Genomic DNA, 23,533 nt, shown 5'->3' on the forward strand with positions numbered 1-23,533 from the left:
GAGAGGTCACCGCACCCGTCGGGAAGGGACACCACAGCGCCATGGGCCGTCGTGACGATGCCGCGCAACTGCGTGGCCAGTCCGCTGCCCAGCGCCTTGGCGACCGCCTCCTTGCGCGTCCAGAAGCGCAGCACCTGCGCGTCCCGTCGCTCCTCGGGCAGTGCGTCGACGGCCGCGCGCTCACTGCCGGCGAGCGCGGTACGGGCCAGCGCGCCACGGTCCGGCAGCGGCCGCAGCCGCTCGACGTCCACCCCGACCGGCGCGTCCCACGCCAGCGCCGCGGCCACCACGCCGCCCGCGTGACTGAGGCTCACGTGCAGGCCGCCGGGCTCGACGACCAGCGGGCGCCCCCGCGGATCGCGCTCCCAGGCCTGCTGCTCCGGCGGACATGACGTGTACGCCGCGACCAGCTCCCGGCCGACCCGATGCGCGGCGGCGCGCGTCCCGCGGTAGACCGCGGCGCGCTGCTCCAGATCCTCCGGCGGCCCGCCGGGCGGATCGCCCGCCGCTACCCAGACGACGACGTAGCCGGACCCCGCGAGGTGCGGCTCACCCATCGGTCGCCCCCTTCGGTGTCCCACGGGGATCCCGATGCCGAATTGCGGATGATCATTGTAGAGCAAGGAATTCTTCAATGGCTGAACGACCGCTGACGAGCCCGATCCCTCCGCAGGCCGAACCGATCGCCGTCGTCGGCATCGGCTGCCGCTACCCCGGCGGGGTCCGCGACTTCGCCTCCTTCGGCGCCACCCTGCGCTCGGCGAGCCCCGTCTTCACCGAGGTCCCCGCGACCCGCTGGAGCCGCGAGGCCGCGTACCAAGACGAGGGCGCCACCCACGTGGGCGGCTTCCTCGACGACATCGACCGCTTCGACGCCGCCTGGTTCGGGATCTCCCCCCGCGAGGCCGGGGCGATGGACCCCCAGCAGCGGCTGCTGCTCGAAGTGGCGTGGGAGGCGATGAGCGACTCCGGGCGCCCCGCCGACGCCTGGCGCGGCACCCGCACCGGCGCCTACTTCGGCTTGTTCGCCCACGACTACGCCACGCTGCACAGCAAAACCCTCGGCGTCCAGGGCATCGGCCCGCACTACGGCAGCGGCAACGAGTTCAGCTTCGCGGCCGGACGGCTCGCCTACACCTTCGACCTGCGCGGACCCATGGCCTCGCTCAGCGTCGCGTGCTCGTCCTCGCTGCTCGCGGTGCACCTGGCGAGCCAGAGCCTGCGCTCCGGCGAGACCGACGTCGTGCTCGCGGGCGGCGTCAACCTCATGATGTCGCCCGAGCTGACCGTCTTCATGAACCGCATCGGCGCCATCTCGCCGACCGGCCGCTGCCGCCCCTTCGCGGCCGACGCCGACGGCATCCTGCGCTCCGAGGGCTGCGGCGTCGTCGTCCTCAAACGGCTCTCCGACGCGCTCGCCGACCACGACCGTGTCTACGCCGTCATCCGCTCCTCCGCCGCCAACCACGACGGCCGCAGCCTCGGCATCACCGCCCCCAACGGCGCCGCCCAGGCCGAACTGCTGCGCACCGCCCTCGGCACCGCCGGGCTCGCCGCCTCCGACCTCGACTACGTGGAGGCGCACGGCACCGGCACCCCGCTCGGCGACCAGGTCGAACTCATGGCACTGCACGAGGTCTACGGGCGCGAGCGGGAGAACGGCCTGCGGCCCCTGTACGTCGGCTCCAACAAGGGCATCTTCGGGCACACCGACGGCGCCGCCGGTGTCGCGGGCCTGCTCAAGGGCCTGTGGGTGATCGGTTCCCAGGAGGTGCCCGCGCAGCCCGACCCCGGGCGGCTCACCTCTGCGGTGCCGTGGAAGCGCGGCACGATGGCCGTTCCCCTCGGCCCCGTCGATCTCGCCGGGACCGGCCGCCCGCTGCGGGTCGGCGTCAGCTCCTCGGGCCTCAGCGGCACCAACGTCCACGTCATCGCCGAAGGCGTCGCCCCCGTCCCCGCCGCCGACGCGACCGAACGCCCCGCGGGCCCCTACGTCCTGCTCGCCTCCGCCTTCCACGAGGAAGGCCTGGCCGGTCAGCTCGCCGGGATGCGCGAACGCCTCGCCGCCGACGGGGACCAGCCCGGCGACCTGCTCGCCTCCGCCGCCACCCGGCGCACCCACGAGCGGCACCGCTTCGCCGCCGTCGCCGCGAGCCCGGCGGACCTGGCCGCGGCCCTGGCCGACGACGACGCCGAAGGCACCTGCACCGGCACCGCCGACCCCGAGAACGCCCCCGAGCCGGTCTTCGTCTACTCCGGCCAGGGCGCCCAGTGGGCGGGCATGGCCGTCGACCTGTACGAGACCTCGCCCGTCGTCCGGGACGTCCTCGACGAGTACGACGCGCTGATCCGGCAGGACCTGCCCTGGTCGCTCGTCGAGGAACTGCGGCGCGCCGAGGACAGCCGCCTCGACCGCACCGACTACGCCCAGCCCGCCCTGCTCGCCGTCCAGTCGGCGGTGACCGCGTGGCTCGCCTCCGCCGGGATCCGGCCCGCCGCCGTACTCGGCCACAGCGTCGGCGAGATCGCCGCCGCGCACGCCGCGGGCGTCCTCACCCGCGGCGAGGCCGTCACCCTCGCCGTCCGGCGCGGCCAGATCCTCCAGGAGACCGCCGGCCACGGCGCGATGCTCGCCGTCCGCACCGACCGCGCGACCGCCGAGGCGCTGCTCGCCGAGGCCGGGCTTCCGGTCGTGGTCGCCGCCGTCAACGGTCCCGAGGCCGTCGTCCTCAGCGGGCCCGCGGACGCGGTCGACCGGGCCGCCGGCGCCGCCCAGGCACGCGGCCTGCGATGTAAGAAGCTGGCCGGCGGCTACGCCTTCCACAGCCCGGTGGTCGCCGCGTGCGGCCCCCTGCTGCGGGAGGCGCTCGCCGGTCTCACCCCCGGCGCCCCGGCGGTGCCGCTGCTCTCCAGCGTGCTGCCCGGCGAGACCGGCGTCACCTTCGACGCCGCCTACTGGGAACGCAACCTCACCGACCCCGTGCTGCTGTGGCCCGCCGTGGACGCGCTGCTCGCCGACGGCGAGCGCGCCCTCGTCGAGATCGGCCCGCACCCCACCCTCACCCGCCAGCTCACCGACGCCGTACGGCACCGGAGCCGCCGCGGCCCCGTCACCGCGACCCTGCGCCGCGGCGAGGACGGGCTGCTCGCCCTGCACCGCGCGGCCGCCCGCCTGCACGTCGGCGGCGTCGAGGTCGACTGGACCCGCCTCACCGGCGCCCCCGCCCGCTACCGCACCCTGCCCACCCCCTCGTGGGGCGGCGCCCGCCACTGGCTCCCGGGCGTCGAGCCCGGCGACCAGGGCGGCACGGCCGCCGCGACGGCTGCCCCGGCCCAGGTCCGGCTGAGCCTGCTGGACGACGCGGGACGCGTCATCGGCGAGATGCTCGCCCACCCGGCGGACGGCTCCGCCGCGGCGGAGGGCGGGGGGTACGCCAACGGTGCGGGCCGCGCGGGTGGTTCGGGCCGCGCGAGCGGTGCGGGCGCGGTCAACGGTGCGGACGCCGCCAACGGCAAGGTGCACACAGTTGGTTCGGGCCGCACGGGCGGCGCGGGCGCGGTCAACGGTGCGGGCCACGCCAGCGGTTCGAGCCGCGCGAACGGCGCCGACGCAGTCAACGGCGCTGGTCACGCGGGTGGTTCGGGCGCCGCGAACGGTGCGGGTGCGCGCGGGCGCGGTGACCGGGAGGTGCTGCGGCGCGTCGAGGAGCACGTCGCCACCGTGCTCGGCTTCGCCGACGGGCAGCGGCCCGCCCGCCGCCGCGGGCTGTTCGACCAGGGCCTCGACTCGCTCACCGCCGTCGAGCTGCGCGACCGGCTCGCCGCCGACTTCGGCGTGGAACTGCCCACCACCATCGTCTTCGAGCAGCCGACCGTGGACGCGCTCGCCGCGTACCTCGCCGAGGCCGCGCCGCAGGACGGCCCCGCGCAGGGCGCCGCCGCGGCGGCTCCCGGCTCGGGCCCCGGCTCCGGCTCCGCGGAGACGGAGGACGACGCCGTCGCCGTCGTCGGCATGGCCTGCCGGCTGCCCGGCGCCAACTCGCCCGATCAGTTCTGGGCGATGCTCACCGAGGGCCGCGACGCCGTCCGCGACCTGCCCGCCGCCCGCCGCGCCGACCCGATGTGGGCCGAGGCCGCGCCCGGCGTGCCGCTGCGCGGCGGCTTCCTCGACGACGTCACCGGCTTCGACGCGCCGTTCTTCCGCGTCTCGCCGCGCGAGGCGAAGGCGCTCGACCCGCAGCACCGGCTGCTGCTGGAGGTCGCCTGGGAGGCGATGGAGGACGCGGGCACGCCGCCCGCCGCGCAGGCGGGCAAGGACGTCGGCGTGTACTTCGGCCTCAACACCGCCGACTACCAGCAGCTGCTGACCCGCGACATGGCCGACGTCGACCACTTCTACGGCACCGGTACGACCTTCGCCGCCGCCGTGGGGCGGCTGTCGTACTTCCTCGGGCTCAGCGGCCCCAGCATCGCCGTGGACACCGCGTGCTCCTCCTCGCTGACCGCCGTGCACCTGGCCTGCCAGGGCCTGCGCGAGGGCGACTGCGAGGTCGCCGTCGTCGGCGGCGCCAACGTCGTCGCCGCGCCCACCGTGTCGGTGTCGATGGCCGGAGCGGGCGCGCTCGCCCCCGACGGGCGCTGCAAGACCTTCGACGAGGCCGCCGACGGCTACGGCCGCGGCGAGGGCGCGGCCGCGCTCGTCCTCAAGCCGCTGTCCGCCGCCCGGCGCGACGGCGACCGCGTCTACGCCGTGATCCGCGGCTCGGCCGTCAACCAGGACGGCGCCAGCGGCGGCATGACCGTGCCCAACGCGTCCGCGCAGGTCGCCGTCATCCGCCGCGCGGTGCGGGCCGCGGGCTGGGCCCCGCGCGACGTGGACTACGTCGAGGCGCACGGCACCGGCACCCCGCTGGGCGACCCCATCGAGGTGCGCGCGCTCGCCGAAGCGCTCGGCTCCGGGCGGGCCGCTGACGAGAACCTGCTGATCGGCGCGGCCAAGGCCAGCGTCGGCCACCTGGAGGCCGCCGCCGGCGTCACCGGCCTGCTCAAGGTCGTCCTCGCCGTGCACCGTGGCGAGCTGCCGCCGCAGCCGCTGAACAGGCCCTCCTCGCACATCGACTGGGACACCCTCCCGGTCTCCGTCGTGACCGCGCGCCGCGCCTGGCCCGAACGCGACCACCCGCGGCGCGCGGGCGTCAGCGCCTTCGGCTTCACCGGCAGCAACGCGCACGTCGTCGTCGAGCAGCCGCCCGCGGCCCCCGCGCCCGCGCCGCTGCCGCCGCGCCGCGCCCCGTACGTCCTCATGGTCACCGCGGCGGCCGAACCCGCGCTGCGGCAGGCCGCCGGACGCCTCGCCGCCCGGCTGCGCGCCGCCCCCGCGGAGGTCGACGACATCGTCTTCACCGCCGCCTACCGGCGCTCCTGGCTGGGCCACCGGCTCGCCGTCACCGGCCGGGACGCCGACGCGCTGGCCGCGGCCCTGGAGGTCGCCGCCCGCGGCGGCAGCACCCCCGCCGTACGGACCGCCCAGGTGCCCGACGGCACCGAACGCACCACCGGCTTCCTCTTCGGCGCCGAGCCGCCGTCCGCGCCCCTGCGCGAACAGCTCACCGCGATACCGGAGTACGCGGACGCGCTGCGCGCCTGCGCCGAGCGGCTGACCGCACTGACCGGCGAACGGATCGACCCCTTCGGCGAGCCGCCCGCCGCACCGGCCGCCGCGTACCTGCTGTGCCACCACGTCGCCGCCGCCCGGCTGTGGACCGCCGTCGGGCTCGCGACCGACGCCGTGACCGGCCAGGGCGCGGGCGAGCTGGGCGCCGCCTGGGCCGCGGGCCGGATCGACCTCGACGACGCGCTGCGGCTGGCCGCCGGACAGGAGTCCGGCGCCGCACTGCGCCCCGCCGCGCTCCCCGAGATCCCCGCGGACGGCGCGGAACCCGCCGCCAAACCCGGCGACCTCGCCGCCCGCGCCCGCGGTGTCGCCGCCCCGCTGTCCGGCACCCTCGCGGCGGACCTGGCCGCGGAGGGCGTGGACGTCCTCCTCGACGTGCTGCCGCGCGACCTCCCGGAAGAACTGGCCGCGCTCGGCGCGCCCGTGGACACCGACGACCCCCTGGAGCGCCTCGCGGCCACCGCCGCCGCACTCCTCGCCGCCGGTGCGGTGCCCGCCCCGGCGAAGTCCGCCCGCCCGCCGGTGAGCCTCCCCGCCTACCCGTGGCAGCACCAGCGCCACTGGTACCGCGAAGAGGCCGAACTCCCCGGCGGCCGCCCCCGGATCCCCTGGGTCCTCTCCGCCGCGAGCGCGACAGGCCTGCGAGCCCGCGCGACCGCCCTCTCAGAGGCGGCCACCCCCGGCGCCAACCTCACCGCAATGGGCGCGGCCCTGGCAGCAGCCGCAACCCCCGACACCGTGCCCGTATCCGGTGTGGCAGCGGGAGGAGGGCTGCCCGGGACTGATGCGACCCCGGGCGCCACCCTGCCCGGGACCGGCGCTGTGTCCGGGACCGACGTGCCGTCGGGCGCCACCGTGCCCGGGGCTCCGCAAGACACCGTGCCCGGCACCGGCACACTGCCGGACGCCACTCTGCCCGGGACCGACGCCCTGCCCGGGGCCACCGCGCCCGGCACCGGCACCGGTCTGCTGCCGGATGCCACCCTGCCCGGGGCGGGGGACGCCGCCGTTGGCGGCGGGGTCGGCGGGGAGCTGCTCCGCACGGGGAGCGGGGTGCACCGGGCGGTCGTGTTGGCCGCCGATGCCAAGGGGTTCGGGGACGCGCTTGCCGCTCTCGCCGAGGGGCGTACCGTCGCGCATCTGCACCAGGGGGTGGCGGGGGGCGCGAAGATCGCGCTGGTCTTTCCGGGGCAGGGGGCGCAGTGGCCCGGTATGGCGCGGGAGCTGATGGTCGCGGAGCCCGCGTTCGCCGCGCAGATGCGCGAGTGCGCGCAGGCGCTGGCCGAGTTCACCGACTGGTCGCTGACCGATGTCGTGGCCGGTGCGCCGGACGCGGCTCCGCTCGACCGGGTGGACGTCGTGCAGCCCACGCTCTTCGCCGTGATGGTGTCGCTCGCCGCGCTCTGGCGCGCGTACGGCGTGGAACCGGCCGCCGTCGTCGGCCACTCGCAGGGCGAGATCGCCGCCGCGTACGTGGCCGGGGCGCTGTCGCTGCGGGACGCCGCCCGGGTGGTGGCCCTGCGCAGCGCCGAGCTGGCCCGGATGGAGGGCCGGGGCGGCATGGCCTCGGTCGCGCTCGGCGAGGACGCCGTGACCGCGATCCTGGGGCGTTTCGCGGGCCGGCTCTCGGTCGCCGCCGTCAACGGCCCGACCAGCACCGTGGTCGCGGGTGACGTGGACGCGCTGGAGGAGATGGCCGGGGTCTGCGAGCGCGGCGGCATCCGCTTCCGCCGGGTCGACGTGGACTACGCCTCGCACTCGCCGCACGTGGAGCAGATCCGCGAGCGGCTCGCGGAGGTCCTGGCGGGTATCACGCCCCGCCCGGCGGCCGTGCCGTTCTACTCCTCGGCGACCGGCGGGCTGCTGGACACCGCGCGGCTCGGCGCGGACTACTGGTACTACAGCCTGCGCGAGCGCGTCCGCTTCGAGGAGGCGGTCGGCGCGCTGCTCGCCGACGGGCACACCCTGCTCGTCGAGGCGAGCCCGCACCCGGTCCTGACCCCGGCGGTCGAGGAGACCGCCGAGCGGGCGGGCGGCGGGGCGCGCGCCCTGGGCACGCTGCGCCGTGACGACGGCGGCACGAGCCGCTTCCACGCGGCGCTCGCCGACGCCTACGCGCTGGGCGCCCCCGTCGACTGGCGGCCCGCCTTCGCCGGGCGGGAGCCGGAGCCGACCGACGTCCCGGATCTCGCGGGACGTGAACTCGACGCCTGGCGCTACCGCGTGGACTGGCAGCCCGCCGCCGCCCCCGCCGAGGCCGCGCCCACCGGGCGCTGGCTGGTCGTGGCCCCGGCCGGGGGAGAGGGGCAGGCTCTCGCGCAGGCCGCCGCGGCGGCCCTGACCGCGGGCGGCGCGGAGGTCGTGGCGCTCGCCCCGGACGCCGTGCGCGACGGCCGCGAGCAGCTCGCGGAGCTGCTGCGCGGCGCGGACGCCGGACGGGCCGCGGGCGTGCTGTCGCTGCTCGCACCGGACGGCCGCCCGCACTCCGGCGCCGAGGACGTGCCCGCCGGGACGGCCGCGACGCTGGCCCTCGTGCAGGCGCTCGGCGACGCGGGGGCCGACGTGCCGCTGTGGTGCGTCACGACCGGCGCGGTGAGCGCCGAGGGCGGCGACCTGACCGCGCCCGAGCAGGCCCAGGTCTGGGGCATGGCCCGGGTCGCGGGGCTGGAGGCCCCGCAGCGCTGGGGCGGCCTGGTCGATCTGCCCGCCGCGCCCGGCGCGGACCACCTGGCCGCGCTGTGCGCGGTGCTGGGCGGCGGTATGGGCGCCGAGGACCATGTGGCCGTACGCGACAGCGGTGTGCTGGTCCGGCGTCTGGTCCGCGACCCGGTGGACGGGCGCCCGGCCCCGCGCACGTGGCAGCCGAGCGGCAGCGTGCTCGTCACCGGCGGCACCGGGCGGCTCGGGCGGCGGCTGGCCCGCTGGCTCGCGGCGTGCGGCGCCGAGCATGTGATCCTGGCGAGCCTGCGCGGCCCGGACGCCCCGGGCGCGGCCGAACTGGAGACCGAACTCGTCCGCGCCGGAACCGCGGTGACGCTCGCCGCCGCCGACGCGGCCGACCCCGCCGCGATGGCCGCGCTGCTGGACGCGGCCCGCGCCGCCGGGCGCCCGGTGCGCACGGTGCTGCACGCGGCCGTCGTGCCCGAGCCCGGCCCGCTGGCGGGCACGTCGCTCGTGCAGCTCGCGGGCACGCTGCGGGCCAAGGCGACCGGCGCCCGGGTGCTCGACGAGCTGCTGGAGGGCGAGCACGGGGCGGAGGTGGAGTCGTTCGTGCTGTTCTCCTCCGTCGCGGGCGTGTGGGGCGCCGCCGAGAACGGCGCCTTCGCCGCCGCCGACGGCTACCTCGACGCCCTCGCGGTACGGCGTCGCGCCCGCGGCCTGGCCGGGACCGCGGTGGCCTGGAGCTTCTGGAACGCCTTCGGTGACGACGCCGGGGACGCCGAGGTGCAGGAGATGTTCACCAGCCAGTCCGAGCGCCAGGGCCTGCCGCTGCTGGACCCGGCGCAGGCGCTGGCGGCGCTGCGGCAGGTGCTGTGCCGGGACGAGCCGTCCGTGACGATCGCCGACGTCGAGTGGGACCGTTTCGCCCCGCTCTACACCGCCGCCCGTCCCCGGCCCTTCCTGGACACGCTCCCAGAGGTCCGGGGCGCCGCCGCCCAGGGCGCCGCCGGGACCGGCGACAGCGCGCTGGCCCGGCTGCTGGCCGGTACACCGGAGTCGGAGCGCGAGTGGGCGGTGCTGGACCTGGTCCGTACCGAGGCGGCGGCCGTGCTCGGCTTCGGCAGGGCGGCCGACGTGGACCCCGACCTGCCCTTCACCGAGATGGGCTCGGACTCCGTCACCGCGGTGGAGTTCCGCACCCGGCTCAACACCGCGACCGGCCTGACGCTGCCCGCGTCCGTCGCCTTCGACTACCCGACCGCCGCGGCCGTCACCGGCTGCCTGCTGGAGCTGATCCCCGGCGCCGCCGCCGCGCAGGAGGCCGCCGTCACGTCCGAGAGCACCTTCGGGATGGACGAGCCGATGGCGATCGTGGGCATGTCCTGCCGGCTGCCCGGCGGGGTGAGCACCCCGGACGAGTACTGGCGGCTGCTCGCCGAGGGCCGCGACGCGGTCACCGGCTTCCCCGCCGACCGGGGCTGGGACCTGGGCGGGCTGTTCGACGCCGACCCGGACCGGCTCGGCACGTCGTACGTCAGCGAGAGCGGGTTCCTGCACGAGGCGGGCGAGTTCGACGCGGAGTTCTTCGGGATCTCCCCGCGCGAGGCCGTCACGATGGACCCGCGGCAGCGGCTGCTGCTGGAGGGCGCCTGGGAGCTGTTCGAGAACGCCGGGATCGACCCGCAGACGCTGCGCGGCAGCCGTACCGGTGTCTTCGTCGGCGCCGGTCCCACCGACTACGCGACCGGCGCGCCGCTGGCACCCGCGAGCGCCGAGGGGTACGCCGTCACGGGCAGCACGCCGGCCGTCATCTCGGGCCGGGTGTCGTACTTCTTCGGGCTGGAGGGCCCGGCGGTGACCATCGACACCGCGTGCTCGTCGGCGCTGGTGTCGCTGCACATGGCCTGCCAGGCGCTGCGCTCGGGCGAGTGCACGATGGCGGTGGCAGGCGGTGTCGCGGTGATCTCCAGCCCGAAGGTCTTCGTCGAGTTCAGCAGGCAGCGCGCGCTGTCCGCGGACGGGCGCTGCAAGGCCTTCGCCGAGGCCGCCGACGGCACCGGCTTCTCCGAGGGCATGGGCCTGCTGCTGGTCATGCCGCTGTCGGAGGCCCGCCGCCGGGGCCACGAGGTGCACGCGGTGATCCGCGGCTCCGCGATGAACCAGGACGGCGCCTCCAACGGCCTGACCGCCCCCAACGGCCCCTCCCAGCAGCGGGTGATCCGGCAGGCCGTCGCCAACGCCGGGCTCGCGCTGCGGGACGTGGACGTCGTCGAGGCGCACGGCACCGGCACCACGCTGGGCGACCCCATCGAGGCGCAGGCGCTGCTGGCCACCTACGGGCAGGACCGCCCGGCCGGGAAGCCGCTGCTGCTCGGCTCGGGCAAGTCCAACATCGGCCACACGCAGGCCGCGGCCGGTGCGGTCGGCGTGCTGAAGATGGTGCTGTCCATGCGGCACGGCACCGTGCCCGCGACGCTGCACGTGGACGAGCCCAGCACCAAGGTCGACTGGACGGCCGGGGCGGTCGAACTGGCCGTCAAGGCGCAGCCGTGGCCCGCCGACGACCACCCGCGGCGCGCGGGCGTGTCCTCCTTCGGCGTCAGCGGCACCAACGTCCACCTCATCCTCGAACAGCCGCCCGCCGAACCGGCCGACACACCGCCCGCGGCGCCCGTCCCCGGCGACCCGCCCGTGCTGTGGCCCGTGTCCGCGGCCTCCGCGGCCGCCCTGCGGCAGCAGGCGGGCAAGCTGGCCGAGGCGCTGGCGGACGGGTCCGGCGCCGCAGGACCGCTGCCCCGCGACGTCGGCTGGAGCCTGGCCGCGCAGCGCGCCGCGCTGCCGCACCGCGCGGTGGTGCTGGGCGGCGCGGACGCGGACCACACCGCCCGGCTGGCCCGGCTCGCCGACGGCGAGCCCGACCCCGGGCTGGTGCACGGCACCGCGCGCCGCAAGCCCCGCGTGGTGTTCGTCTTCCCCGGGCAGGGCTCCCAGTGGGCCGGGATGGCCGCCGAACTCCTGGACACCTCACCGGAGTTCGCGGCCTCCGTCGCCGAGTGCGAGCAGGCCCTCGCCCCGTACACCGACTGGTCGCTCACCGGCGTGCTGCGGCAGGCCGAGGGGGCGCCCGGCCTGGAGCGGGTGGACGTCGTGCAGCCCGCGCTGTTCGCCGTGATGGTCTCGCTCGCCCGGCTGTGGCAGCACTACGGGGTGAGCCCGGCGGCCGTCGTCGGCCACTCCCAGGGCGAGATCGCCGCCGCCCACGTGGCCGGGGCGCTGTCGCTGGAGGACGCGGCGCGGATCGTCGCCCTGCGCTCGCTGGCCATCACCAGGCTGACCGGCTCCTCCGGCATGGCCTCGCTCCAGACCGACGAACGGCAGGCGGCCGCACTTCTGGCGCCCGCCGAGGGACGGCTCACGATCGCGACCGTCAACAGCCCCTCGCAGGTCGTCGTCGCCGGGGAGACCGGCGACCTCGACGAGCTGACCGAGGAGTGCAAGCGGCGCGGCATCCGCATCCGCCGCATCGAGGTCACCTACGCCTCCCACTCCCCGCAGGTCGAGCCGATGCGCGAGGACCTGCTGGCCCAGCTCGGGGGCATCACCCCGCAGCGCGCCCGCATCCCCTTCTACAGCGCGGTGACCGGCGAACCGCTCGACACCACGCAGCTGGACGCCGGTTACTGGTTCCGCAACCTGCGCGAGCCGGTGCTCTTCGCCCGCGCCACCAGGGCGCTGCTGGACAACGGCTTCAGCATGTTCGTCGAGGTCACCCCGCACCCGGTGCTCACCGCCGCCGTCATGGACACCGCGGTGTCCGCCGACGACGCCGCCGAGCCCGTCACCGTCGGCTCGCTGCGCCGCGACGAGGGCGGCCTCGCCCGCTTCACCGCCTCCCTCGCCGAGGCCTGGGTCAACGGCGCCGAACTGGACTGGGGCCGGCTGCTCCCCGGCGGGCGCTCCGTCCCGCTGCCCACCTACGCCTTCGACCGGCAGCGGTTCTGGCTGGAGGAGGACCGCGCCGCCGTCGATCCGGCCGACCTCGGCGTGGGCACCCCCGACCACCCGCTGCTCGGCGCCGCCGTCGAACTCGCCGACACCGGCGGCCTGGTCCTCACCGGGCGGCTGTCCACCGCCACCCGGCCCTGGCTCGCCGACCACGCCGTCAACGGGGTGGCCCTGCTCCCCGGCACCGGCTTCGCCGAACTCGCCCTGCGCGCCGGGGCCGAGGCGGGCTGCCCGCGCGTCGAGGAACTGACCCTGGAGGCCCCGCTGCTGCTGCGCGGCGCCGAAGCGGTCCGCCTCCAGCTCCTGGTCGGCGCCCCCGACGACACCGGACAGCGCCCGCTCGCCGTCTACTCCCGGCCCGAGGGCCAGGACGGCGAGTGGACCCGGCACGCCTCCGCGCTGCTCGCCGAGGCCGACGGCCCCGACCCCGCCGGCCCCGCCGCGCTCACCGCCTGGCCGCCGCCCGGCGCCGAACCCGTCGCGATGGACCAGGAGTCCTTCTACGCGGCCGGTGCCGAGGCCGGCTACACCTACGGCCCGTCCTTCCAGGGCCTGGCCCGCGCCTGGCTGCGCGGCGACGAGGTCTACGCCGAGGTCGCGCCGCCCGCGGGCGTCCAGGACGAGGCCGGCCGCTACGGCATGCACCCCGCGCTGCTCGACGCCGCCCTGCACGCCATGGTCCTCGCCCCCGACGCCGACCAGGGCGACGGCAAGGGCCGCACCGTGCGGCTGCCGTTCAGCCTCACGGGCGTCCAGCTCTTCGCGTCCGGCGCCCGCACCCTGCGGGTGCGCATCGCACCGGCCGGGCAGGGCGCGGTCGCGCTGACCGCCGCGGACGAGACGGGCGAGCCCGTCCTCGCCGTCGAACGCCTCGTCACCCGGCCGGTGTCGGCCGAGGCACTGTCCGCGGCCGCGGGCCCCGCCCGCTCGCTCTTCCGGCTCGACTGGACGCCCGTCCCGACGCCCAGGACGAGCGCCGCGGGCGACTGGGCGCTCGCCGGTACCGACCCCTTCGGCCTGACCGGGGCGCTGCCCGGAGCCGGGGTCGCCCTCACCGCCCACCCGGACCTGACCGCCCTGCTGGCGGCCCTCGACGGCGGCGCCCCGGCCCCCCGGGTCGCCGTGCTGCCCTGCGCCAAGGAGGCCGGGGCGGCGCTGCCCGGCGCGGTGCTCGACCTGACCGCCGCCCTGCTGGGCGACCTCCAGGCCTGGCTGGACAGCGAGCGCACGGCCGACACCCGGCTCGTCGTCGTCACCCGCCGGGCCCTCCCCGCGGGCGAGGACGACGAGGTGTACGACCTGGCCGCCTCCCCGGTGTGGGGCCTGGTCCGCTCGGCGCAGGCCGAGAACCCGGGCCGGATCGTCCTGGCCGACCTCGACGAGGACGCGTGGGCCACCGCCCTCGTGCACGCCCTCGCCGGGGACGAGCCGCAGCTCGCGATCCGCGGCGGCGCGCTGCTCGTCCCGCGCCTCGCGGCGACCGGCGCCCCGCAGGGGCGGCTGACCCCGCCGCTCGGCGGACGCTGGCGGCTCGAACCCGACCCGGCCGGTGTCCTGGACGCCATGACCGCCGTGCCCTGCCCGGACACCGCGGAACCGCTCGCGGCCGACCAGGTGCGGATCCGGGTCCGGGCCGCCGGGATCGCCTTCCACGATCTGCTCGTCGCGCTCGGACTGCCGCCGGACGACGGCCTGTTCATCGGCGGCGAGGGCGCGGGCACGGTCGCCGCGGTCGGCTCCGGCGTGACCGGGCTGAAGCCCGGCGACCGGGTGCTGGGCCTCATGCCGCGCGCCTTCGCCACCGAGGCGGTCACCGACCACCGCTGGGTCGTGCCGATGCCCGCGGGCTGGACCTGGGAGCAGGCGGCCGCGGTCCCGTCCGCGTACCTCACCGCCTGGTTCGCGCTCACCGGGGCGGCGGGCCTGCGCGCCGGGCAGCGCGTCCTGATCCACGCGGCGGCCGGCGGCGTCGGCACCGCGGCCGTCCGGATCGCCCGGCACCTGGGCGCCGAGGTCTTCGCCACCGCGAGCCCCGGCAAGCACGACACGCTGCGGCTCATGGGCCTGGACGACACGCACATCGCGTCCTCGCGGGACGCCGGATTCGCCGACCGGATCCTGGCCGCGACCGGCGGCGCGGGCGTGGACACCGTCCTCAACTCGCTGACCGGCGACCTCGTCGGCGCGGGCCTGCGGGTGCTGCCGCGCGGCGGGCACTTCGTCGAACTGGGCAAGACCGACCGGCGCGACGGCGCCCAGGTCGCCGCGGACCACCCCGGCGTCGTCTACACCCCGGTCGACCTGGTGCCGGACCTCGGCCCGCAGCAGGTGCGGGACATGCTCGGCGAGATCGTCGCCCTGCTGCGGGACGGCGCGCTCGCGCCGCTGCCCGTCCGCACCTGGGACGTCCGCGACGCGCCCGCCGCCTTCCGCCACATGGCACAGGCCAAGCACACCGGCAAGCTCGTCCTGACGATCCCGCCCGTGCCCGACCCCGAGGGCACCGTCCTGGTCACCGGCGGCACCGGAACGCTCGGCGCCCTCGTCGCCCAGCACCTCGCCGGACCGTGGGGCATGCGCCACCTGGTGCTGGCCAGCCGCCAGGGCCCGGACGCGCCGGGCGCGGCCGAACTCGTCGCGCGGCTCGCCGAACTGGGCGCGGAAGCGCGGGTGGCCTCGTGCGACATCGCCGACCGGGACGCGCTCGCCGCGCTGCTCGACGGCCTGCCCGCCGAGCAGCGGCTCACCGCGGTGGTGCACACCGCGGGCGTGCTCGACGACACGGTGCTCGGCTCGCTCACCCCCGAGCGGCTCGCCCCCGTGCTGCGGCCCAAGGTCGACGCCGCCGTCCACCTCGACGAGCTGACCGCGGACCTCGACCTCGGCATGTTCGTCATGTACTCCTCGGCCGCTGGCCTGCTCGGCAACCCCGGACAGGCCAACTACGGCGCCGCGAACGTCTTCCTCGACACCCTCGCCGCCGTCCGCCGCTCGCGCGGCCAGGCCGGCAGCTCGCTCGCCTGGGGCCTGTGGGCCAACGACAGCGCGCTGACCGGCCAGATGAACGCCCAGGACCGGGACAGGCTCTCCCGCTCCGGAGCTCGGGCGATGTCCGCCGCCGAGGGCCTCGCGCTCTTCGACCAGGGCGCCATGGCTGCCGAGGCGCTCGTCGTGACCGCGCACATCGACCGCGAGGCACTGCGCGCCCAGGACGCCGCGGGCACCCTGCCGCCGGTCATGCGGCAGCTCGCACCGCGCCGCACCCGGCCCGAGCGCGCCGCCGCCACCGGCGCGGGCACGGCCGGCGCGGGCGGGGCCGAGCAGTTCGCCGGGATGACGGCGGGCGAGCGGCGGCAGGCGCTCGTGGTGCTGGTCAGGAAGCAGTCCGCCGCGGTGCTGGGCCACGGCTCGGCCGCCGCGCTGGACGTCGACCGCGGGTTCGTCGAGATGGGCTTCGACTCGCTCACCGCCGTCGAACTGCGCAACCGCCTCGCCGGGGCGACCGGACTGCGGCTGCCCGCGACCGTCATCTTCGACTGCCCGACGCCCACCGACCTCGCCCGCCGGCTGGGCGAGATGCTCGCCCCGGCCGGTGAGGCACCCGCCGACGAGCCGGACGCCGCGCCCGGCACGGCACCCGGCACCGCCGACGGCACGGCGGACGGCACGGCGGCCGACGACGACGGCCTGGTCGACGACATGGACGTGGACGAGCTGATCCGCGCCGTCAACTCCGGAGAGTGAGGGTCCGATGAGTGCATCCATCGAAGAGGTCACCAAGGCGCTGCGCGCATCGGTCAAGGAGACCCGGCGGCTGCGGGCGCGCAACGACGAGTTGGAGGCGACGCTGCGCGAACCCGTCGCGATCGTCGCCATGTCCTGCCGCCTGCCCGGCGGCGTCACCTCGCCCGACGAGCTGTGGCGGCTGCTCGCCGACGGCCGCGACGCCGTGACCGGCTTCCCCGCCGACCGCGGCTGGGACCTGGGCGGACTGTACGACCCCGACCCCGACCACCTCGGCACCAGCTACGTCCGCGAGGGCGGCTTCCTGACCGAAGTGGCGGGCTTCGACGCGGAGTTCTTCGGGATCTCCCCGCGTGAGGCACTCGCCATGGACCCGCGGCAGCGGCTGCTGCTGGAAGGCACCTGGGAGCTGTTCGAGGCCGCCGGGATCGACCCGCAGACCCTGCGCGGCAGCCGCACCGGCGTCTTCGTCGGCGCCGGACCCTCGGACTACCCGCACGGCATGGAGGGCTACGCCGTCGCCGGGACGACCCCGAGCATCCTGTCCGGCCGGGTGAGCTACGTCTTCGGCCTCGAAGGCCCCGCCGTCACCGTCGACACCGCGTGCTCCTCGTCGCTCGTCACCCTGCACATGGCCTGCCAGGCGCTGCGCTCGGGCGAATGCACCATGGCCGTCGCGGGCGGCGTGACCGTCATGTCGAGCCCGCGCGTCATCGTCGAGTTCAGCAGGCAGCGCGCGCTGTCCGCGGACGGGCGCTGCAAGGCCTTCGCCGAGGCCGCCGACGGCTTCGGCTTCGCCGAGGGCCTCGGCCTGCTGCTGGTCGAACCCCTCTCGCGGGCCCGCCGCCTCGGCCACGACGTCCTCGCCGTGATCCGCGGCTCGGCCGTCAACCAGGACGGCGCCTCCAGCGGGCTGACCGCGCCCAACGGCCCCTCCCAGGAACGCGTGATCCGGCAGGCCGTCGCCGCCGCCGGGCTGACGCTGCGGGACGTGGACGTCGTCGAGGCGCACGGCACCGGCACCACGCTGGGCGACCCCATCGAGGCGCAGGCGCTGCTGGCCACCTACGGGCAGGACCGCCCGGACGGCAGACCGCTGCTGCTCGGCTCGGTGAAGTCCAACATCGGCCACACGCAGGCGACCGCGGGCGCGGCCGGTGTGATGAAGATGGTGCTCGCGATGCGGCACGGCATGCTGCCCGCGACCCTCCACGTGGACGAGCCGAGCCGGCACGTCGACTGGGAGGCGGGCGACGTCGAACTGGCCGTCCAGGCGCAGCCGTGGCCCGACGCCGGGCAGCCGCGCCGCGCGGGCGTCTCGTCCTTCGGCGTGAGCGGCACGAACGCCCACCTGATCCTCGAACAGGCCCCACCCGCGGAGCCCCCCGCGGCCCCCGCGACCCCGGGGACTTCGGGAGGAGCCGCGACCGGCGCGGGTGGCGGCGCCGCGGACGCGGGATCCGCTGCCGGTGCGGGCACGGGCCGTCCCGGGCCTTCGCCCGCTGGCGAGGCAGGCCGCCCGGCGGGCGCCGCGGACGCCGGATCCGCTGCCGCTGCCGCTGCCGGTGCCGGTGCCGGATCCGCTGCCGGTGCGGGCGCGGGTGCCGGGACAGTCGGCTCCGTGGACGCCGGATCCGCGGTGGGCGCGGGCGAGGCCCGTCCCGGGACCGCTGCGGCCGGGGACCCCGGCCGTGCGGCGGACGCCGGATCCGCCGCCGTTACGGGCGAGGGCCGTCCCGGAGCCGGTCGCTCCGTGGACGCGGGATCCGCCGCCGTTACGGGCGAGGGCCGCCCCGGAGCCGGTCGCTCCGTGGACGCGGGATCCGCCGCCGTTACGGGCGGGGGCCGTCCCGGGGCCGGGGCCGCTGACGGCGAACCGGCCGTCGTCGCCTGGCTGTTGTCCGGGCGCGGGGAGCGCGGGCTGCGCGGTCAGGCCGCCCAGCTCGCCGCCCATGTCGCCGGGCACCCGGAGCTGGACGCGCGCGGCACCGCCGTCGCGCTTCTGCGCCGGGCCGCCCTCACCCACCGGGCCGTGGTGCTGGGCCCCGACCGGGACACCCTGCTCGCCGGGCTGCACGCGCTGGCCGAGGGGCGGCCCGCGCCCGGCGTGGTGCAGGGCACGGCCCGCAGCCGCGCCGCCGAGGCCGTGTTCGTCTTCCCCGGCCAGGGCTCGCAGTGGACGGGCATGGCGCTCGGACTGCTCGACGCCGAACCGGTCTTCCGCGACCGGCTCGCCGCGTGCGAGGCCGCGCTCGCCCCCTTCACCGGCTGGTCGGTGCGCGACGTGCTGCGCGGCGCGCCCGGCGCCCCGGACCTGGAGCGGGTGGACGTCGTCCAGCCGGTCCTGTTCGCCGTCATGGTGTCGCTGGCCGCGCTGTGGGAGCACGCCGGGATCGCCCCCGCCGCCGTCGTCGGCCACTCGCAGGGCGAGATCGCCGCGGCCTGCGTCGCGGGCGCGCTGACCCTGGAGGACGCGGCCCGCATCGTGGCGCTGCGCAGCCGCGCCATCGTGGCGCTGTCCGGGCAGGGCGCCATGGCGTCGCTGGGCCTGGGCCGGGAGGAGGCCGAGGCGGTGCTCACCCGCTGGGCGGGACGGCTCGCGGTCGGCGTCGTCAACGGGCCCGGCTCCGTCGTCGTCTCCGGCGACACCGACGCGATCACCGAACTCGTCGACACCTACCGGGACTCCGACGTCCGGGTGCGGCGCCTGCCCGTCGACTACGCCTCCCACTCGCCGCACGTCGAGCGCATCCGCGACGAACTCCTGCGGCAGCTCGCGGGCGTCACCCCGGTGGCCTCCCGGATCCCCTTCTACTCCGCCGTGACCGGCGGCCAGCTCGACACCACCGCGCTCGACACGGACTACTGGTACCGCAACCTGCGCCGGCCGGTGCGCTTCGACGAGGTCACCCGCACCCTCACCGAGCGCGGCTACGAGCTGTTCGTCGAGTCCAGCCCGCACCCGGTGCTGACGATGGGCCTGGAGGAGACGATCGCCGCCGCGGACGCCGCAGCGCTCGTCCTCGGCACCCTGCACCGCGACCGCGGCGGCCCCGACGACTTCCTCGCCTCGGTCGCGCAGGCCCACACCGGCGGCGTGCCGGTCGCGTGGGAGCGGCTGCTCGGCCGCCCCGCCGCTCCCGTCACCGCCCTGCCCCCGTACGCCTTCCAGCGGCAGCGCTACTGGCAGGACCAGGAGCAGCCCTCCGGCGACGCCCTCGGCAAGGCCGGGCTGCGCGCGGGCGAGCACCCGATGCTCGGCGCCGCGATCGACGCCGCCGACAACGGGGCCGTCGTGCTCTCCGGGCGGCTGTCGCCGCAGACCCACGGGTGGCTCGCCGACCACGCCGTCGAGGGCCAGGTGCTGCTGCCCGGCACCGCCTTCGTCGAACTCGCGCTGCGCGCCGCCGCCGAGACCGGCTGTTCCGGCGTCAGCGAACTGACGCTGGAGGCCCCGATGGCCGTCCCGCCGGACGGCGCGGTGCAGATCCAGGTCGTCGCCGCGGCCCCGGACGACACCGGCAGCCGCCGGGTGACCGTCTACTCACGGCCCGAGGACGCCTCCTTCGACGGCGAGTGGACGTCCCACGCGGGCGGCGAACTGAGCGGCCGGCCGCTCACCGCGGACGCCGGCGGACTCGCCGTCTGGCCGCCCGCCGGGGCCGAACCGCTCCCCACGGAAGGGCTGTACGAGGACTACGCCGGACGCGGCTACACCTACGGGGAGGCCTTCCGCGGCATCCGCCGGGCCTGGCGGCGCGACGGCGAGGTCTTCGCCGAGGTCGGCCTGGGCGCCGCCCAGCGCGGCGAGGCCGGGCGCTACGGCGTCCACCCCGCGCTGCTGGACGCGGCGATGCAGGCCGCGGGCATCCTCATGGCGGACGAGGACGGGCCCGCGCGGCTGTGGCTGCCCTTCCTCTTCGGCGAGGTCGCCCTCGCCGCCCCCGGCCTGACCGACCTGCGGGTCCGCGTCCGGCGGCTCGGCCCGGACCGTGTCGCACTGGCCGCCACCGACCTCGACGGGCGCCCCGTCGCCTCGGTGGGGGAGCTGGTCGTACGGGCGGTCACCGCCGAGCAGTTGCGCGCGGCCGACACCGGGTCGCTGCGCGACGCCCTCTTCCGCGTCGACTGGACGCCGGTCCCCGCCCCCGCGGCGTCCGCCCAGCGGCGCTGGGCCGTCCTCGGCACGGACGAGGAGGCCGCGACCGTCGCCCGCCGCCTCACATCCACCGGCCGCCCCACCACCACCCACCCCGACCTCGCGTCCCTCCACACCTCCGTCACCGAGGGCGCCCCCGCCCCGGACATGGTGATCTGGTGCGCACCGCGCCCACGGGCGCAGGGCGCGACGCAGGCCGCCGCGACCGACGGCGCGGCCGCTGGACGGGTCGGTGCGGCCGGTCTCCCGCCGGGCGCGGGTGGCACGGGCGCCGGGCAGACTGCCGCGGCCGGTTCACCGGCGGGGCATGGCGCGGAACCGGCCGCAACGGCCGTCGCCGCGGGCGCCGGCGCCGGACCGGACGCCTCGGCCGGTGGCGCGGACGCCGGGCCGGACACGGCAGCCGGGCTCCCGCCGGGCGCGGGGCACGACGCTGCGACCGGTGGTGCGGGCTCAGGCGCCGGACCGGACACCGCGACCGGCGGTGCGGGCGCGGGCGCCGAGTCGGGCGCCTCGGCCGGTGGTGCGGGCTCAAGTGGCGGGCAGGACGGGCACACCGGGGTCGTCGGGGTTGGCGGGCGGATGCGCGAACTCAGTGCGGTTGTCCTGGGGGTGCTGCAGGAGAAGGCCGTCGACGAGGTTCTGTCCGGGGCGCGGCTGGTGGTCAGGACGCGGGGGGCGGTCGCGGCGGAGGACGGGGCCGGGGTCGCGGATCTCGCCGCCGCCGCGGTGTGGGGGCTGGTGCGCTCCGCGCAGACCGAGCACCCGGACGCCTTCGTGCTGGTCGACGACGACACCGCCGAGGGCGCGTCCGGGGAGCTGTGGGAGGCGGTCGCCGCGTCCGGCGAGCCGCAACTCGCCGTCCGGTCGGGCGCGTTGCTCGCGCCCCGGCTGGCGCGGGCCGCGTCCGGTGAGAGCCTGGTGCCGCCCGCCGGGGCGGCCGCGTGGCGGCTGGAGTGCACCGGCACCCGCACGCTGGAGGGGCTGACCCTCGCCGCGTGCGAGCCGTCCACCGGCGAACTCGGTCCGCGCGAGGTGCGGGTGGCGGTGCGTGCCGCGGGGCTCAACTTCCATGACGTCGTGGTGGCGCTCGGGCTGATCCCGGACGAGGCCGACCTCGGCGGTGAGGGCGCGGGCATCGTGACCGCCGTCGGTGGCGACGTGACGGGCCTCAAGCCCGGCGACCGCGTCCTCGGGCTGCTCACCCACGCGTTCGGCCCGGTCGCGGTGACCGACGAGCGGCTGCTCGCGCCGATCCCGGAGGGCTGGTCGTTCGAGCAGGCCGCGTCCGTGCCGGTGGCCTTCGTCACCGCGCACTACGCGCTGTCCGACCTGGCCGGGCTGGCGCCCGGCGAGTCGGTGCTGGTGCACGCGGCGGCCGGGGGCGTCGGCATGGCCGCCGTCCAGCTCGCCCGGCACCGGGGCGCCGAGGTGTTCGCGACGGCGAGCCCGGCCAAGTGGCCGGTGCTGCGGGCCGCGGGGCTGGACGACGCGCACATCGCGTCCAGCCGCACCCTCGACTTCGAGGAGCGGTTCGCGGCCGAGGCGGGGGAGCGCGGCCTCGACGTCGTCCTCGACTCGCTCGCGGGCGAGTTCGTCGACGCCTCGCTGCGGCTGCTGCGCGGCGGCGGGCGCTTCGTGGAGATGGGCCGGACGGACGTCCGGGACGCAGCGGAGGTCGCCGCCGCCCATCCGGGCGTCGGCTACCGGGCGTTCGTGCTGGACGACGCGGGAGTGGACCGTATCGGCGCGCTGCTCGCCGAGGTCATGGACCTCTTCCGGGCCGGTGCGCTGCGGCTGCCGCCGCTGACGACATGGGACCTGCGGGACGCGATCGGGGCGTTCCGCCACATGAGCCAGGCCCGGCACGTCGGCAAGATCGTGCTGACGGTGCCGCGGCAGCCGGACCCCGAGGGCACGGTGCTGGTCACCGGCGGTACGGGCACGCTCGGCGGCCTCGTCGCCCGCCACCTCGCCGCCCGCGGCGCCCGGCACTTCCTGCTGCTGAGCCGCAGCGGGCCCGCGGCGCCCGGCGCGGACGAGCTGCGGGCCGAACTCGCCGGGCTCGGCGCCACCGCCGACATCGTGGCCTGCGACGCGGGCGACCGGGACGACCTGGCGCGGGTGCTGGCCGCCGTACCGGGGGCGCACCCGCTGACCTCGGTGGTGCACACCGCGGGCGTGCTGGACGACGGCATCCTGGGCTCGCTCACCCCGGAGCGGATCGGCACCGTGCTGCGGCCCAAGGCGGACGCGGCGCTGCACCTGCACGAGCTGACCGCGGGCGCGGACCTCGCCGACTTCGTCCTCTTCTCCTCCGGCGCCGGGCTCACCGGCGCCCCCGCGCAGGGCAACTACGCGGCGGCGAACACCGTGCTGGACGCGCTCGCCCACCACCGGCGCTCGCGCGGCCTGCCCGCGACGTCGGTCGCGTGGGGGCTGTGGGCGCAGACCAGCGCCCTGACGGCCACCCTCACCTCCGCCAGCCGGGCCAAGATGTCCGGCTACTACACCGCGCTGCCCACCCCGCAGGCGCTGGCCCTCTTCGACGCGGCCCGCGGCTCCGCGCAGCCGCTGCTGCTCGCGACGGGCATCCGCACCGGCAGGCTGCGCGCCCTCGCCCGCGAGGGCGGCCTCCCGGCGCTGTGGCGCGGCCTGGTCAGCACGCCGGTGCAGCCGCGGACGGTCGCGGCCGAGCCCGGCAGCGGGGTGGCGCGGCAGCTCGCGCCGCTGAACGAGGCGGAGCGGCACGCCTTCCTGCTCCAGCTCGTCCGCTCGCACGCGGTCGTCGCGCTGGGCGGCGGCGACGCGGACGCGATGGACCCGGACAGCGCCTTCCGGGACGCCGGGTTCGACTCGCTCACCGCGGTGGACCTGCGCAACCGGCTCGCCGCGGCGACCGGCTGCACCCTCCCGGCGACGCTGGTCTTCGACCACCCGACCCCGGCGGCGCTGGCCCGCCACCTGCGGACGAAGCTCACCCCGGACGAGGGCGCGCAGGCCGCGCCCGAGCCGGTGCTCGACGAGATCGAGAGCCTGGAGCGGTCCCTGCTGGGCTCCGCGCCGGACGAGGAGCTGCGCGGCACGATCACCCGGCGGCTGCGGGCGCTGCTCAGCCGCTGGGACGACGTCGCGCCGCAGGGCACGGGGGCCGCCCCGGGCGACGGGGCGGACGGGACGGACGGGACGGAACTGGCCCTGGACACGGCCACCGACGAGGAGCTGTTCGCCCTCCTCGACGGCGGCCTGACGGAGGGCGACCTCCCGCGCGACTGACCGGCCGTACGCCC

Annotated in this window: 3 protein-coding genes; 2 read left to right on the top strand and 1 reads right to left on the bottom strand. The window is 77.4% G+C overall.

Annotated features, from left to right (window positions below; translation table 11 throughout):
* A partial coding sequence (locus ACWERV_RS27765; protein WP_452938056.1) for a 4'-phosphopantetheinyl transferase family protein occupies positions 1-557 on the bottom strand: 557 nt, incomplete at its 3' end.
* Between the two features lie 77 nt (positions 558-634).
* Here ACWERV_RS27765 and ACWERV_RS27770 point away from each other — a divergent pair.
* Both ACWERV_RS27770 and ACWERV_RS27775 read left to right on the top strand, forming a co-directional pair.
* Positions 635-16,084 carry an SDR family NAD(P)-dependent oxidoreductase gene (locus tag ACWERV_RS27770; protein ID WP_452938059.1) on the top strand — a complete coding sequence of 5,150 codons (15,450 nt, stop codon included), beginning with the start codon at positions 635-637 and terminating at the stop codon, positions 16,082-16,084.
* A gap of 7 nt (positions 16,085-16,091) precedes the next feature.
* Positions 16,092-23,519: an SDR family NAD(P)-dependent oxidoreductase gene (locus tag ACWERV_RS27775; RefSeq protein ID WP_452938061.1), complete on the top strand. Its 7,428-nt coding sequence runs from the start codon at positions 16,092-16,094 to the stop codon at positions 23,517-23,519.
* Positions 23,520-23,533: the final 14 nt, after the last annotated feature.

Source organism: Streptomyces sp. NPDC004031 (genome assembly GCF_053604375.1).